Consider the following 14,038-nt stretch of genomic DNA (forward strand, 5'->3'; position numbering starts at 1 on the left):
TCTCGCACGTCAAGAACCCCGGTCACCACCGGGGTTATTTCGTTGGTGGTGGCACAAACTAGAGGCAGTCCGCCAACTGGCGATGCAGCTCGAGGCGGCGCGTCTCGCCGATGAAGGCGGCTTCGATGGCCGTACCGGCGAACTGGATGAAAATCTCCTTCGACCAGCCAAAGGCATCGGCGCAGGCCTCGAAGTTGGCCAGCATACCGCCGCCGAAATAGGCCGGATCGTCGGAGTTCAGGGTCAAGCGCAGGCCGGCATCGAGCAGTTGCGGCAGAGGATGGTCGGCCATGCGCTCGACGACACGCAGGCGCACATTGGAGAGCGGACAGACGGTGAGCACCACGCCTTCGTCCCGCAGCCGGGACACCAGTTCCAGGTCCTCCAGGCAGCGCACGCCATGGTCGATACGACAGACATCCAGCAGGTCCAGGGCCTCACGGATGTAGGCGGGCGGCCCCTCTTCACCAGCGTGGGCCACCCGGGGAATACCGAGTTGTCGGGCTCGCTCGAACACCTCAACGAACTTGGCCGGAGGATTGCCCTGCTCGGCGCTGTCCAGTCCCACGGCGTCGAGCATCTCCCAGTAGGGAGCCGCGCTCTCCATGACCGCCATCGCTTCCTCGGCCGGACGGTCGCGCAGGAACGCCATGATCAGTGCCGTGGACATGCCCAGCTCGCGCTGCGCCCGACGTCGCGCCAGGGAGAGTCCCTCCATCACCACCGGCAACTCGATGCCACGCACCAGGTGGGCCTGGGGATCGAAATGCATCTCGACATGCACTACCCCTTCGGCGCTGGCACGGCGGAAATAGTCCATGGCCAGGTCATGGAAGTCCTCGGCGGTGCGCAGCACACTCATGCCCTGGTAGTAGAGATCGAGGAAGGATTGAAGATCGGAAAAATCATAGGCCGCCCGGACCTCCTCCACCGAGGCATAGGGCAGGCTGACGCCGTTGCGTTCGGCCAGGGAAAACATCAGCTCGGGCTCCAGGGAGCCCTCGATGTGCAGATGGAGTTCGGCCTTGGGCAGGCGCTTGAGGAAATCACGCATGGCATACCTCGTCGGGGAAGTCGTGGGTCTCATCCTGAAACATCCTGACCATTCGTGCAAAGGCGTCCGCTGCGCAGGGTCAGGCAGCGGTCGATGCCGGGCGGGTCGACGACCTCGCCGAGCTGGTGCACCAGGTAGATGACGGTGCGATCTGCCAGCCACTCATCGAGGCGGGTCGCGAGGCGGCCCGCAGTATCGGCGTCGAGTCCAGCGAAGGGTTCATCCAGCACCACCAGGTCCGGCTCGCACAGCAGCAACCTGGCCAGGGCGAGGCGACGGGATTGGCCGCCGGACAACCGCTTGCCGCCCTCCCCCACGCATGTGTCGAGCCCCCGCGGCAGGGCCAGGGCCCAGTCGGCGAGCTCGACCATTGCCAGCACCCGCCACAGCCGTGACTCGCCCGCCTCGGGGTCGCCCACCCGCAGGTTGGCGGCCAGGGTATCGTCGAACAGGTCCGTCTGCTGGGTCAGCAGGGCCACACGTTTGGTCAATGCCGATTCCGGCCAGGCCGCCAGCGCCACACCTCCCAGCCGCACCTCGCCCCCCTGGGGCCTGAGCTGTCGCGTCAGCAGCCCGGCCAGGCTGGACTTGCCCGCACCGGATGCCCCGCACAGGGCAAGCCGCTCGCCGGCTGCCAGACCCAGACTGACCTCGACCAGGGCCGGCACCAGGGCGTCCGCATGGGTCAGGGTGACGTCCGCGAGAGTCACCGAGAGCGCTCCTGCGGGTAGTCGCACGAAAGCGTTCTCTGGGGCCGTCTCACCCTGCTGCGCTTCCAGTGCATTGAGGCGCTCGGCGGCGCCCCGTGTAGCCCCCAGCCAGGTAAAGGCGGCTGGCAGCGGGGCCAGCGCTTCGCTGATGGCCAGCACCGCGAGGGGCATCATCACCGTCAGCGGCCCGGACAGCAGCCCGGCGCTCCAGGCCTCGGCCGCGAGCCACAGGGACAGGAGCATTCCCAGGCCCACGACCAGCGACGCCAGCGCATTGCCCAACGCCACCCGCCGTCCCAGGCGGCGCTGATCCCGGTAGAGCCGCGCCTCGATCTCGGCGAGCCGGGCACGGTGATCCGCCAGGCTGCGATACGCTTCGAGCTCTGCCAGACCCTGGAGCTGCTCGATCAATCGCCCCCTGAGCTGCTCGAGATCACCAACCTGGCGGCGGCTGGCGGCCATGCCGAGACGGGCCTGACCCAGTGTCAGCCAGAGCCAGCCCAGCAGCAGCAGCGCCCCGATCGCCAAACCGGCCCTCGGCGCCCAGAGGGCCAGGAATCCGGCCAGGCCGAGGATCGCCAGCAGCGCCACCAGCGCCGGGGCCAGGAGGCGCAGGTAGAGGCTATCGAGGATGTCGATATCCGCCGTCAGGCGGTTGAGCCAGTCACTGGCGCGTCGCCGCGACAAGGTGTGGGCGTCAAGGCCGGAGAGCACCGAGAACAGTCGGGACCGCAGGTCAGCAAGCAGTCGCAGCACGATATCGTGGTTGTAGAGGCGCTCAAGATAGCGCGATACCGTGCGGGTCACCGCGAAGAAGCGGATCCCGCCCCCGGGAACATAGACATCGAGGGTCGCGGAGATGCCCATCGCCAGGAGCAGGCCGGCCATCGCCGTGGCCGTGATGAACCACCCCGAGAGGGCCAGCAGGCCGATGGCCGAGACCAGGGTCAGCCCCATCAGCAGGGCGCCCAGGATCAGCCGGCGGCGACGCTCTCCGAGCAAGGCAAGCCAGGGACGCAGGCTGTGCCAGAGCGAAGCATCATGCCGGGGCATCGTGGCTCACCTCCCGCGGTGTTGCCTCGGGCTCGAGCGACAGGCGCCGCTTCGCCAGCGCCATCAGGGCGGGATGATGGGTCGCGATGACCAGGGCCCGACCCTCATCGGCCAGGACCTGGAGTGCTTCGATGAGGTCGTCCTGCGTCTCGGCGTCCAGGCTGGCCGTGGGCTCATCGAGCAGCACCAGTGACGCCCGGGAAAGGAAGACCCTGGCCAGGGCAAGCCGCTGTGCCTGCCCCCCGGAGAGGCCCACACCGCGCTCGCCGAGGCGCGTCTCGAGTCCCAGGGGAAGCGCCGCCAGCAGCTCACTCAGTCCGGCCCGGCCCAGCGCACGACGCATCTCGGCCTCAGTGGCATCGGGTGCCGCCAGCAGCAGGTTGTCCGCCAGGCTGCCCTGGATCAATAACGGGCGCTGGTCCATCCAGGCCAGGCGAAGCCCTTCGGCTACACGGATGCTGCCGCTGGCGGGCGCCACGAAGCCGGCCAGCAGCTGCAGCAGGGTGGACTTTCCGACGCCCGAGGGACCGGTGACGGCCACCACCTCTCCCGCGGCCAGCGACAGATCGACGGGCCCCAGCACACGGCCGCGACCGAGGTGCTCGACGCTGGCAGCCTCGAGTTCGACCAGCACATCGTGAGAGGTAGCCGGAACAGCACCACCCGTCATGCGACGGGCATCGGGGGTTTCGGTGAGCAGGGCCACCAGCCCCTCGGCAGCGCCCAGCGCCGCCGCCCGGTCATGGTAGTGCTGCGACAGGCTGCGCAGCGGCTGGAAGAATTCCGGGGCCAGCAGCAGTACCAGCAGGCCGCTGAACAGGGTCAGTTCGTCCGCGGGGCCATACGCGATGTAGCCCAGCAGACCGAAGCCCACGTAGATCGCCACCACGGCGATCGCCACCGAGGCGAAGAATTCCAGTACCGCCGAGGAGAGAAACGCGAGGCGCAGGGTTCGCATGCTGCGCTGCCGGTAGTCATCGGCAGCGGCATGTACCTCGCGGGTGGCCTGGGACGTGCGACCGAACAACTGCAGCGTAGTGATGCCCCGCACGCGATCGATGAAGTGACCCGAGAGTCGCGCCACGGCGGCGAACTGCTCGCGATTGAGCCGCTCCGCCCCCATCCCCACCAGCGCCATGAACAGCGGGATCAACGGCGCGGAGATCAGCAGGAAGATCGCCGCCAGCCAGTCCAGCCACAGCACCGGCAGCAGGATCGACAGCGGCACCAGCAGCGCCAGGTGCAGTTGCGGCTGGAAACGGGCGAAGTAGCCGTCCAGGGCCTCCACCTGCTCCACCAGTTGGTTGGCAAGGGACGCGCTGTGCCGCGACGTCAGTCTCACCGGCCCCAGTTGCGCCAGGTGATCGAGCAGCGAGCGCCGGACGCGCTGGCGAATCCGCACGCTCGCCACCTGGGCCAGCGTTTCCTGCAGATAGAGCGCCAGGGCACGCAGTGGCAGGACGACCATCAACCCCGCCAGCAGAGGTGTGAGCGTAGACAGCGCTGCCCCCTCGACGAGCAGACGACTGATGAAGCTGGCCATCAGCACCAGTTGTCCGATGGTCAGCAGGCCAGCCGAGGTGCCTGCCAGGACGGCGAGACGCAGCCGCCGGCGTTCGCCGGCGGCCAGATCCTTGAGGTAGCGGCGGGCGGTCAGCTCACCTGTCGCCTCGTCGGGCGAGCCCATCGACTCAGTGGTACCCCTCGCCGGGGCGCACCTTGCCGCGGAATACCCAGTAGGTCCAGGCGGTATAGGCCAGCACGATGGGGATCACGAAGAGCACCCCGATCAATAGGAAAAGCTGAGAGCCAGGGTCCGAGGCGGCATCCCAGAGGGTGTAGTCGGGCGGCACGATCACCGGCCACTTGCTGACCACCAGTCCCAGGTAGGTGAAGAGAAACAGGCCCAGGGTCGCGATGAAGGGCTGTCCTTCCCGCCGCTGGATGACGGCACGCCACAGCAGAGCGGCACAGGCCAGCGCCAGCACCGGGAAGACCCAGATCAGATGCAGGTGGCCGAACCAGCGTTCGCGAACCGCGGTATCGACGAAGGGGGTCCAGATACTGATGATGGCGAACACCCCCAACACCGCCAGCAACAGACGTGGCGCAAGCCGATAGGCCCACTCCTGTATCGCCCCCTCGGTCTTCATGATCAGCCAGGTGGCGCCGAGCAGGGCATAACCTGCCATCAGCCCCAGGCCGGTGAGCACGGTGAAAGGCGTCAGCCAGTCCAGTGGCCCGCCCACATAGACGAAATCCTCCACGGCAAAGCCTTGGATGTAGGCCCCTACCACCACGCCCTGGGCGAAGGACGCCAAGGCGGATCCCCAGCAGAAGGCACGGTTCCACCAAAGCCGGTTACGCTTTGACTTGAAGCGGAATTCGAAGGCGATGCCGCGGAAGATCAGGCCAGCGAGCATCAGGAAGACCCCGAGATAGAGCGCCGGCAAGAACACCGAATAGACCAGCGGGAAGGCCCCCAGCAGGCCTGCTCCGCCGAGCACCAGCCAGGTCTCGTTGCCATCCCAGACCGGGGCCACCGTGTTCATCATGATGTCACGCGATTCCTCGTCCGGGGCGAAAGGAAAGAGGATCCCTACACCCAGGTCGAAGCCATCCATCAGCACATACATGATCACCGCAAAACCGATGATCAAGGCCCAGATGAGAGTCAGGTCGAACGCTTCCATGGCTCAGCTCCTTCCCGGTTGGCGAGAGGCGTCATCGAAGGACACATGGGCCGCCGACAAGGGGCGCTTGGGCCGTTCCACCTCATGCTCGTGGGGCGATTCGGGCAGCATGCCTTGACGCACTACCCGGGTGAGGTAGTAGACGCCGGCCCAGAACACCACGGCGTAGACGGCGATGTAACCGATCAGGGTGAACAGCGCCATGCCGCCGGAGAGCGACGGCGTCAGCCCCTCGGCATGGGTCATCATGCCGTACACCAACCAGGGCGCACGGCCGGTCTCGGTGACGACCCAGCCCGCCAGTACGGCGATGAAGGGCGTCACCGTCATCACCCGCATCAGTTGCAGATAGCCGCGATGCTCGTACACGCGTCCGCCACGGCGCAGCCAGAGCCCTGCCAGGGCAACGGCGATCATGGCAAAGCCGATGCCCACCATCACCCGGAAGGACCAGAACACCAGCCACACCGGGGGCTGCTCCTCGGGCGGCACCTCACTGATGCCGGGCACCTCGCCGTCGGCATGATGGGTCAGGATGAGACTGGCAAGGCTCGGGATGCCGATCTCGAAATGATTCTGCTGGGCCTCCTGGTCGGGCCAGGCGAAGAGCAGCAGCGGCACATGGGAACTCCGTTCCCAGTTGCCCTCCATGGCGGCGATCTTGGTCGGCTGGTGCTCCAGGGTGTTGAGGCCATGGAAGTCACCGAGCACGGCCTGGGCCGGCGCCAGTACCAGCAGTAGCCACAGACACATGGAGAAGGCCTTGCGATTGGCCTCCACGTCGCGCCGGATGAGCAGGTACCAGGCACTGACACCGGCCACCACAAAGCCCCCGGTCAGAAAGGAAGCCAGCACCATGTGCCAGAAGCGATAGGGGAAAGATGGATTGAAGATCGCCTCGCTCCAGGAGGTCACGTGGAAGCGACCGTCAATCAGTTCCACGCCGGCCGGGGTATGCATCCAGCTGTTGGCCGAGAGGATCCAGAACGAGGAAATGAAGGTACCCGTGGCCACCATGATGGCGGCGAAGAGATGCACGCCCTGGGGCACCTTGCCGCGCCCGAAGAGCAATATCCCGAGGAAGGCGGCCTCGAGGAAGAAGGCCGTGACGACCTCGTAGCTGAGCATGGGGCCGAGGAAGTTCGATGCTGCATACGAGAAGTTGCTCCAGTTGGTACCGAACTGGAAGGACATCACGATGCCCGAGACCACCCCCATGCCGAACACCACGGCAAAGACCCGGGTCCAGAACAGTGCCAGACGGTCCCATGCCGGGTTCTCGGTCTTGAAGAAGAGGCCATTGAGTAGGGCGATATAGGACGCCAGCCCGATGGTGAACACCGGGAAGATGGCGTGGAAGGCGACCACGAAGGCAAACTGCAGTCGCGACAGCAGCAGGGGATCCAGTTCCATCACGCACTCCTGATTACGGCTTACGGCGGAGCGGGAGCTCCACGAAGACTCAGGGGATGCGCATGGCACTCGCCGGTGCTCTTGTACTTGAGGCCGCCATGCTCATGGGACCTTGCCGCATTCCTCCTCACCCATGCCCAGCCTAGTCCAGTCTGATGGCGAGACCGTCATGGATTTTTCCGACTGCGGGGACTTGACATTATCACCAAACATGCCTTGCATCTTTTCCGCACCGAGAAGGTATGGCCGGCACGGGAGCCGTATCGCTGTATCGCACCGGTCTCATCCGGCCGTGCCGGAGCGTATGACCATGCTGATCATGTAGGCGGTATAGCCGAGGAACATGGCCAGCAGGGCAGCGCCCTCGGCCCGGTTGATGCGGCCCTCGCGGCCACGCCAGCCCATGGCGAAGACCGCCATCATCACCGTCATCGCCATCATCAGGCTCCAGTCACGCAGCAGTACCTCGCGACCGACCTCGATGGGCGCGATCATGGCGGCCAGACCCACCACGCCCAGGGTATTGAAGAGGTTGGAGCCCACCACGTTGCCCAGTACCAGGTCGTGCTCGCCTCGGCGCAGGGCACTGATCGAGGAGGCCAGTTCCGGCAGCGAGGTGCCCACCGCGACCACGGTCAGGCCAATCACCAGGTCGCTGACGCCGAAGCCCTGGGCGATGGCCACCGCGCCCCATACCAGGATGCGTGAGCTGACCACCAGCAGCACCAGGCCAATGCCCGTCCAGGCGAGCCCGGCCTTCAGCGACATGGGATGGACCGTCAGGCTCTCTTCGGTGTCGCTGGAAAGGGAATCGTTGCCGTGACGAAGCCCCAGGTAGATGGAAACACCGATGAAGGCGGCCAGCAGCACCAGCAACAGGAGAGCCTCCAGGCGACTGATCACACCACCCAACAGCAGCAGAGCGGAGAGCAGGGTCACGCCGCCAAGCACCGGCAGCTCGCGACGTACGACCCCGGAGTGCACAGCCAGCGGCGAGATCAGCGCCACCAGGCCCAGGATCAGGCCCATGTTGGCGATGTTGGAGCCGTAGGCGTTGCCCAGCGCCAGGCCGGGGTTACCTTGGCTGGCCGCCAGGGCGGAGACCACCAGTTCCGGAGCCGAGGTACCGAAGCCGATCACCAGCATGCCGATCAGCAGCGGCGAGAGCCCCAGCCGGGCAGATGTCGCCGCGGCCCCATCGACGAAGCGCTCGGCGCTCCATACGAGCAGGAGCAGGCCTGCGACCACGGCAGCAATAGGGAGCATCATGGCGTCATCGTCTCTGATTTCAGTGGAGGTTGGGGGTAGGCATGTTTGACTATGGTGTCGCCTACGTCAACGTGTCACACTTTTCGATTCGACGATCGCTCCAGCGACTCTCATCTGCAAACCGGGAGAATGACCGCCGCGGTCTCCATGCGCCAGTTCCGAGTCCCGAATCTGCCCCTGGGCGAACCACAGGTGGATCTCACCCCGCCGGAAGTTCGCACCACACGGCGCCGACTGCGTGCCTGCGAGGAGTGTGACTGGGTGTCGGCCTTGCCGCCATTGCGCAGCGGCGAGAAGGCCGAGTGCCCACGCTGCGGCCATACCCTGGCGACACGCCACTATCGACCCGCTCAACGCAGCATGGCCCTGGCGATCTCCGCCCTGGTGGCCCTCTTCCTGGCCGTCACCTTTCCCTTCGTCAGCTTCACCGCCGGGGGTGTCGGCAACCGTATCGAGCTTTCCGAGACAGCCACTTCCCTCATCGGCTTCGATCAGCCGATCGTGGCCATCGCGGTCATCCTCACCATCATGGTACTGCCGGCCGTCTACCTGCTGGGCGTGATCTGGCTGCAGTTCGGCCTGATGCGAGGCGAGCCACTCGAGGCGAGCCGTCGAATCGCTCGGTCGCTCGCACACTTGCACCCCTGGATGATGGCCGATGTCTTCATCATCGGCGCCCTGGTAAGCCTGATCAAACTCTCCAGCATGGCCCAGATCGACGTTGGCCCGGCCTTCTGGGCTTACTGTACCTTCGCGTTGTTGTTGCTGATGACGACCCAGTCCCTGGACGCCGACTGGATGTGGTTCTCGCTGGCCGGAGAACCCCTGGCTCCGAAGGGCACGCGCACCGGCATGACCGCCGCTCCCCAGGGACTCGCCGGATGCCACACCTGTGGCCTGATCAATCGACTGGATGACCACAGCCATTGCCGACGCTGCGGCGAGCGCCTGCATGCCCGTCTGCCCCACAGCCAGCAACGCACCTGGGCCTTGCTGGCAGCGGCCACCTTGATGTACATACCGGCCAACCTTTACCCGATCATGACCACCACGAGCCTTGGCCAGAGCAGCCCTTCCACCATCGTCGGCGGCGTGGTGGAGCTGATCCAGATGGGCTCCTGGCCGGTGGCGGTGGTGATCTTCATGGCCAGCGTCATCGTACCGGTAGGCAAGCTGTTCGCCTTGGCCTGGCTCTGCCTGATGGTGAAACGAAGCAGCGAGCTCAATGCCCTCACTCGCACACGCCTTTACCGGCTCACCGAATTTATCGGACGCTGGTCGATGGTGGATGTCTTCGTGGTCGCCATCCTCGTGGCGCTGATCCGTGCCGGCTCGCTGATGTCGATCACGCCCGGCCCCGCCGCCCTGGCCTTCGGTGGTGTCGTGGTCCTTACCATGCTGGCCGCCATGACCTTCGATCCCCGTCTGCTCTGGGATAGTCCGGCTCCCCGTGAGTCGGCAGAGCCCCGGGATCGCCCACGACAAGGAGCTCCCGGATGAGCGATACGAGATCCCCCGAGGATGACGCCCATCGCGACATGAAGCGGGCCAAGGCTTCCCCACGCAGGCGTCTCTCGCCTATCTGGATCGTGCCCTTCGTGGCGATACTCATCGGTGCCTGGCTGGTCTATGACGATTACCGCAGCCGCGGACCGGTGATCACCCTGACCATCGTCAATGCCGAGGGCATCGAGGCCGGCAGCACCCTGATCAAGACACGTAGTGTCGAGGTGGGGCGTGTCGAGAGCGTGCAACTTTCCGACGACCTTTCCCGCGCCGTGATCACCGCACGCATGCGCCCCGATACCGAGGACATGCTCGTCGAGGACAGTCTCTTCTGGGTGGTCAAGCCGCGCATCGGACGCGAGGGCATCAGCGGACTGGGAACCGTCCTCTCGGGAGCCTTCATCCAGTTGGCCCCCGGAGAGAGCGACGTCGAGGCCCGGGAATTCGAGGTCAGCGAGGACCCGCCGGTTGCCTCCGCCGGCGCCGAAGGGCTGCGCATCAACCTGATCAGCCAGTTGGGCAATTCATTGAACGTGGGCGACCCGGTCACCTTCCAGGGCTTCATCGTGGGTCGCGTCGAGGAAGCCAACTTCGATGTCGAGACGGGTCGCATGGACCATCGCATCTTCATCGAGAGCCCCTATCACACCCTGGTGACCGACAACACACGCTTCTGGACCGCCAGTGGCTTCGATCTGCGGGTGGACTCGCAAGGCTTCCGCGCCAACCTGGAATCCCTTGAAGTGCTTCTGGGTGGCGGAGTCACCTTCGGTGTGCCCGAGGACCTGATGCGTGGTCAGCCCGTCGAGGCAAACACTACCTTCGATCTCTATCCTGACGAGGAGAGCGCCCGCCAGGGTACCTTTAACCGTTATCTGGAGTACGTATTGCTGGTGGAGGATTCCGTGCGCGACCTGAACCGTGGCGCCCCGGTGGAATTCCGCGGGGTGCGCATCGGCACCGTGGCCGCGGTACCCTGGAACTTTACCGCTCCCCAGCCGGGCTCGCGTTCGAGCTTCGCCATCCCGGTGCTGATGCGCATCGAGCCCCAGCGCCTGGGCATCGACAATCAGGACCTGGATATCGAGGAATGGCGGGAGCGCTTCGATCGCCTCTTCAACATCGGCCTACGTGCCTCTCTCAAGACCGGTAACCTGATCACCGGCATGATGTTCGTCGATCTCAATTTCAATCGCGACCTGGCCGGAGAGCATGAGGCAGAGACCTTCGTCGAGCGTCCGATCTTCCCCTATGCCTCGGGAGGTTTCGCCCAGATCGAGAGTCAGGTCACCGACCTGCTCGCCAAGCTCAATGGACTGGAAATCGAACCCCTGCTTGCCGGCCTGGACCGCAACCTCGCCACCTCGGAGAAGATGCTCGCCGAGGTGACCGAACTCACCGCCAGCCTGGGCAGGCTCCTGGAGGATCAGGATACCCGGGAGATTCCTGTCAACCTCAACAGGACCCTGGAATCGCTGCAGGATACACTGGAGGGCGTTTCTCCCGAATCGAGCGCCTATCGTGACCTGACCGCTACCCTGTCGCAGTTGGAGCGGCTGATGCGAGACCTACAGCCTGTCGCGCGAACCCTTGACGAGAACCCCAGGGCACTGCTGTTCGACAGCCTGGATACGCGAGACCCGATTCCACGGGCCCCAAGCGAGAACTGAGGCGCCCCTCGAGGAGCGCCACCACCCCACAGGAGACGCCATGAGGATGACACCCTGGATCGCCGCCTTTGCCGCGATCCTGTGGCTGACCGGCTGCGCCAGCTCCAGTCCTCCCGCCAGCCGCTACACACTGCCGGCAGGGGAACTTGCAGGCGATACCGCCGGTGTCGATGCCGAGCATCTACTGCTGGTTCGCCCACCCCAGCTGGCGCGCTTCCTGGACGTGGAGGGCATCGTCTATCAGCTCGACGACATCACCCTGGTCGAGGCACGCGAGCACCGCTGGGCAGAGCCCTTGAGTAACCAGCTAGAGCGCGGCCTGCGGGACCGCCTGGCCGCCAGCCTGGCGGATACCCGGGTGGTGCTCGCCGAAGGCGAACGGGGCGACGCCGATGGCTATCGTCTACAGGTGGATATCGACCGCTTCCAGGGACGCGCCAATGGGCTGGCCGTGGCAGGGGGTCGCTGGCAGCTGCGTGATGGCGATGGCGAGCTGTTGGCCGTGAAAAACTTCACCGTCGAGAACAAACTCGAGGCCGATGGCTATCCCGCCCTGGTGCGGGCCCTGAGCCGGAGCTGGGACGGGGTGGCCGACGAGATCGCCGCTGAAATCAAACGGCTGCGTTGAGCCACGCACTGTGGCATAATGCTGACACGCGGCGATCGCTGGTCCCTCCTGCCGCGCCAGATTCCTTTTACACGCCTCGGCCCGGGACTGACCACGTCGTACCTCGACGCGGCGCGACCGGGGCGTCTCTGCGGAGACCGCATGACCTTTTCCGACCTCGGCCTGCGTGCCGAATTGCTGCGTGCCGTCGAGGCACAAGGCTATACCACCCCGACCCCGATCCAGCTCAAGGCAATTCCCGCCGTTCTCAAGGGCGGTGACCTGCTGGCCAGCGCCCAGACCGGCACCGGCAAGACCGCCGGCTTCACCCTGCCGATGCTGCAGCGCCTGGCCGACGGCCCGCGCCCGGCCAAGCGCCAGGTGCGTGCCCTGGTACTGACCCCGACCCGCGAGCTCGCTGCCCAGGTCGGCGAGAGCGTGGCCGACTACGGTCGCCACCTGACCCTGCGCTCCCACGTAATCTTCGGCGGCGTCGGCCAGCAGCCCCAAGTGGACGCCATCCGTGCCGGCCTCGATGTGCTGGTCGCTACCCCCGGCCGCCTGCTGGACCTGCATCAGCAGAAGCACGTGGATCTGTCGAAGGTCGAGATCCTGGTGCTCGACGAAGCCGATCGCATGCTCGACATGGGCTTCATCCACGACATCAAGAAGATCCTGCGCGTGCTGCCCGAGAAGCGCCAGAATCTGCTGTTTTCCGCCACCTTCTCCAACGAGATCCAGGCGCTGGCCGGCAAGCTGCTCGACGATCCGGCAATGATCGAAGTCGCCCGCCGCAACACCACCGCCGAACTCGTCGATCAGGCGATCTACCGCGTCGACCGCGAGAAGAAGCGCGACCTGCTGGCCCACCTGATCACCGAGCACGACTGGCAGCAGGTGCTGGTCTTCACCCGCACCAAGCACGGCGCCAACCGACTGGCCGAACAGTTGTCCAAGCAGGACATCCCGTCCATGGCGATCCATGGCAACAAGAGCCAGTCGGCTCGAACCAAGGCGCTGGCCGCCTTCAAGACCGGTGACCTGCAGGTACTGGTGGCCACCGACATCGCGGCCCGCGGTCTGGATATCAACGAACTGCCCCACGTGGTCAACTTCGAGCTGCCCAACGTCGCCGAGGACTATGTCCACCGCATCGGCCGTACCGGCCGGGCCGGCAGCGAGGGCCAGGCGGTTTCCCTGGTCTGCGTAGACGAGCACGGCCTGCTCAAGGGCATCGAGCGGCTGATCAAGCGCGACCTGGAGAAGCGCATCGAGCCCGGCTTCGAACCCGATCCCAATGCCAAGCCCGAGCCTATCGAGAACGGCCGCGGCAAGCGGTCGGGCGGCGGCGGACGCAACGGCGGCCAGGGCCAGCGACGCCAGGGTCAGGCCGCGGGCCAGCGCAGCGGTGGCGACGAGGCGCGTGCTCCGCGTCGTCGCCGCGGCGGCCGCTCCGGCTCACGTCAGGCCTGATACGCACGACTGGCGGGCTGCATCGCAGTGTGTGAATGTAGCCCGTTAATCATCGCCCCCCTTCCACCATCCAAGGCAGGACACTTCCATGGATGAAAAGAATCTCGTCTCCGGCTACCGACGCTGGCTGACCTTCCAGCAGCAGGCCCGGCTGGATCGTGAACATCACGGCGCCCGCCAGCGGCTCGAAGAATCGAAGGTATCGTCGACGCGCATGACCGAGGCCTACCGCAGCATGGCGGCCAAGGCCGCCAGCGAGGGTGCCAGCTATCGCACCCTCTTCCTGCGTGACCACGACGACACGGCGCTGGCCTGCGAGGGCTGGCTGTTCGTGCGCCGGGTGCTGGCGGAGGGCGGCTCGACGCGCGTGCGTGCCACCCTGCTGACCACCTTCACCCTCGAGGAAGGCCGCATCGAGCCCGGCAGCCAGCCGGCAGAAAAGGTCACCCTGGAGATCTTCGACCAGTTGAACATCGACCGCGGCATGAGCAGCGTGGTACGTGTCGATCGCATCGACGGCAACCGTGACACTCGCTTCATCACCCTGCTCGACGCGGTGCGAGGCGACCTGCGTCGCCATATGCAGTAAG

General features: G+C 65.8%; 11 protein-coding genes. 5 read left to right on the top strand and 6 right to left on the bottom strand.

The features are described from left to right. Nucleotides 1-58 precede the first annotated feature (58 nt). The 6 genes from BMY30_RS01100 to BMY30_RS01125 form a co-directional block, all read right to left on the bottom strand. Nucleotides 59-1,054 (bottom strand): adenosine deaminase, encoded by a 996-nt coding sequence (locus BMY30_RS01100; RefSeq protein ID WP_089709797.1) that lies wholly within the window; start codon nt 1,052-1,054, stop codon nt 59-61. Between the two features lie 29 nt (nt 1,055-1,083). After that, entirely contained in the window at nt 1,084-2,817 is a 1,734-nt protein-coding gene (gene cydC, locus BMY30_RS01105; protein ID WP_089709798.1) for a thiol reductant ABC exporter subunit CydC, read from the bottom strand. After that, the gene (cydD, locus tag BMY30_RS01110) at nt 2,804-4,504 is read right to left on the bottom strand and encodes a thiol reductant ABC exporter subunit CydD (RefSeq protein WP_089709799.1); all 1,701 of its coding nucleotides are present in this window, start codon (nt 4,502-4,504) and stop codon (nt 2,804-2,806) included. The genes cydC and cydD overlap by 14 nt, the downstream gene beginning before the upstream one ends. Nucleotides 4,505-4,508: 4 nt before the next feature. Further along, on the bottom strand, nt 4,509-5,510 hold the full coding sequence (cydB, locus tag BMY30_RS01115) for a cytochrome d ubiquinol oxidase subunit II (RefSeq protein WP_089709800.1): 1,002 nt from the start codon (nt 5,508-5,510) through the stop codon (nt 4,509-4,511). Between the two features lie 3 nt (nt 5,511-5,513). Next, nucleotides 5,514-6,923 (bottom strand): cytochrome ubiquinol oxidase subunit I, encoded by a 1,410-nt coding sequence (locus BMY30_RS01120; protein WP_089709801.1) that lies wholly within the window; start codon nt 6,921-6,923, stop codon nt 5,514-5,516. Between the two features lie 282 nt (nt 6,924-7,205). Beyond that, on the bottom strand, nt 7,206-8,192 hold the full coding sequence (locus BMY30_RS01125) for a calcium/sodium antiporter (protein ID WP_089709802.1): 987 nt from the start codon (nt 8,190-8,192) through the stop codon (nt 7,206-7,208). Nucleotides 8,193-8,321: 129 nt separating this feature from the next. On the opposite strand from BMY30_RS01125, the gene BMY30_RS01130 reads away from it, so the two are divergent. The 5 genes from BMY30_RS01130 to BMY30_RS01150 all read left to right on the top strand — a co-directional run bounded on the left by BMY30_RS01130 (nt 8,322) and on the right by BMY30_RS01150 (nt 14,037). Then, nucleotides 8,322-9,692 carry a paraquat-inducible protein A gene (locus tag BMY30_RS01130; protein WP_244516082.1) on the top strand — a complete coding sequence of 457 codons (1,371 nt, stop codon included), beginning with the start codon at nt 8,322-8,324 and terminating at the stop codon, nt 9,690-9,692. Next, complete coding sequence (gene pqiB, locus BMY30_RS01135) at nt 9,689-11,368, top strand: intermembrane transport protein PqiB (protein ID WP_089709803.1); 1,680 nt, start codon at nt 9,689-9,691, stop codon at nt 11,366-11,368. Before BMY30_RS01130 ends, pqiB begins: the two co-directional genes overlap by 4 nt. A gap of 40 nt (nt 11,369-11,408) precedes the next feature. Further along, nucleotides 11,409-11,996, top strand: a complete 588-nt coding sequence (locus BMY30_RS01140) for a PqiC family protein (protein WP_089709804.1) — start codon at nt 11,409-11,411, stop codon at nt 11,994-11,996. Nucleotides 11,997-12,137: 141 nt separating this feature from the next. Next, the gene (locus tag BMY30_RS01145) at nt 12,138-13,448 is read left to right on the top strand and encodes a DEAD/DEAH box helicase (RefSeq protein WP_089709805.1); all 1,311 of its coding nucleotides are present in this window, start codon (nt 12,138-12,140) and stop codon (nt 13,446-13,448) included. Between the two features lie 88 nt (nt 13,449-13,536). Further along, nucleotides 13,537-14,037 (top strand): hypothetical protein, encoded by a 501-nt coding sequence (locus tag BMY30_RS01150; protein WP_089709806.1) that lies wholly within the window; start codon nt 13,537-13,539, stop codon nt 14,035-14,037. Nucleotide 14,038 lies beyond the last annotated feature (1 nt).

The organism is Halomonas daqiaonensis (assembly GCF_900109725.1).
GTDB lineage: Bacteria > Pseudomonadota > Gammaproteobacteria > Pseudomonadales > Halomonadaceae > Halomonas > Halomonas daqiaonensis.

What these genes read in the sequence shown, in the direction of transcription:
- BMY30_RS01100 (WP_089709797.1), bottom strand. Translation starts at nt 1,054, where the DNA reads ATGCGTGATTTCCTCAAGCGCCTGCCCAAGGCCGAACTCCATCTGCAC.
- cydC (WP_089709798.1), bottom strand. Translation starts at nt 2,817, where the DNA reads ATGCCCCGGCATGATGCTTCGCTCTGGCACAGCCTGCGTCCCTGGCTT.
- cydD (WP_089709799.1), bottom strand. Translation starts at nt 4,504, where the DNA reads ATGGGCTCGCCCGACGAGGCGACAGGTGAGCTGACCGCCCGCCGCTAC.
- cydB (WP_089709800.1), bottom strand. Translation starts at nt 5,510, where the DNA reads ATGGAAGCGTTCGACCTGACTCTCATCTGGGCCTTGATCATCGGTTTT.
- BMY30_RS01120 (WP_089709801.1), bottom strand. Translation starts at nt 6,923, where the DNA reads ATGGAACTGGATCCCCTGCTGCTGTCGCGACTGCAGTTTGCCTTCGTG.
- BMY30_RS01125 (WP_089709802.1), bottom strand. Translation starts at nt 8,192, where the DNA reads ATGATGCTCCCTATTGCTGCCGTGGTCGCAGGCCTGCTCCTGCTCGTA.
- BMY30_RS01130 (WP_244516082.1), top strand. Translation starts at nt 8,322, where the DNA reads ATGACCGCCGCGGTCTCCATGCGCCAGTTCCGAGTCCCGAATCTGCCC.
- pqiB (WP_089709803.1), top strand. Translation starts at nt 9,689, where the DNA reads ATGAGCGATACGAGATCCCCCGAGGATGACGCCCATCGCGACATGAAG.
- BMY30_RS01140 (WP_089709804.1), top strand. Translation starts at nt 11,409, where the DNA reads ATGAGGATGACACCCTGGATCGCCGCCTTTGCCGCGATCCTGTGGCTG.
- BMY30_RS01145 (WP_089709805.1), top strand. Translation starts at nt 12,138, where the DNA reads ATGACCTTTTCCGACCTCGGCCTGCGTGCCGAATTGCTGCGTGCCGTC.
- BMY30_RS01150 (WP_089709806.1), top strand. Translation starts at nt 13,537, where the DNA reads ATGGATGAAAAGAATCTCGTCTCCGGCTACCGACGCTGGCTGACCTTC.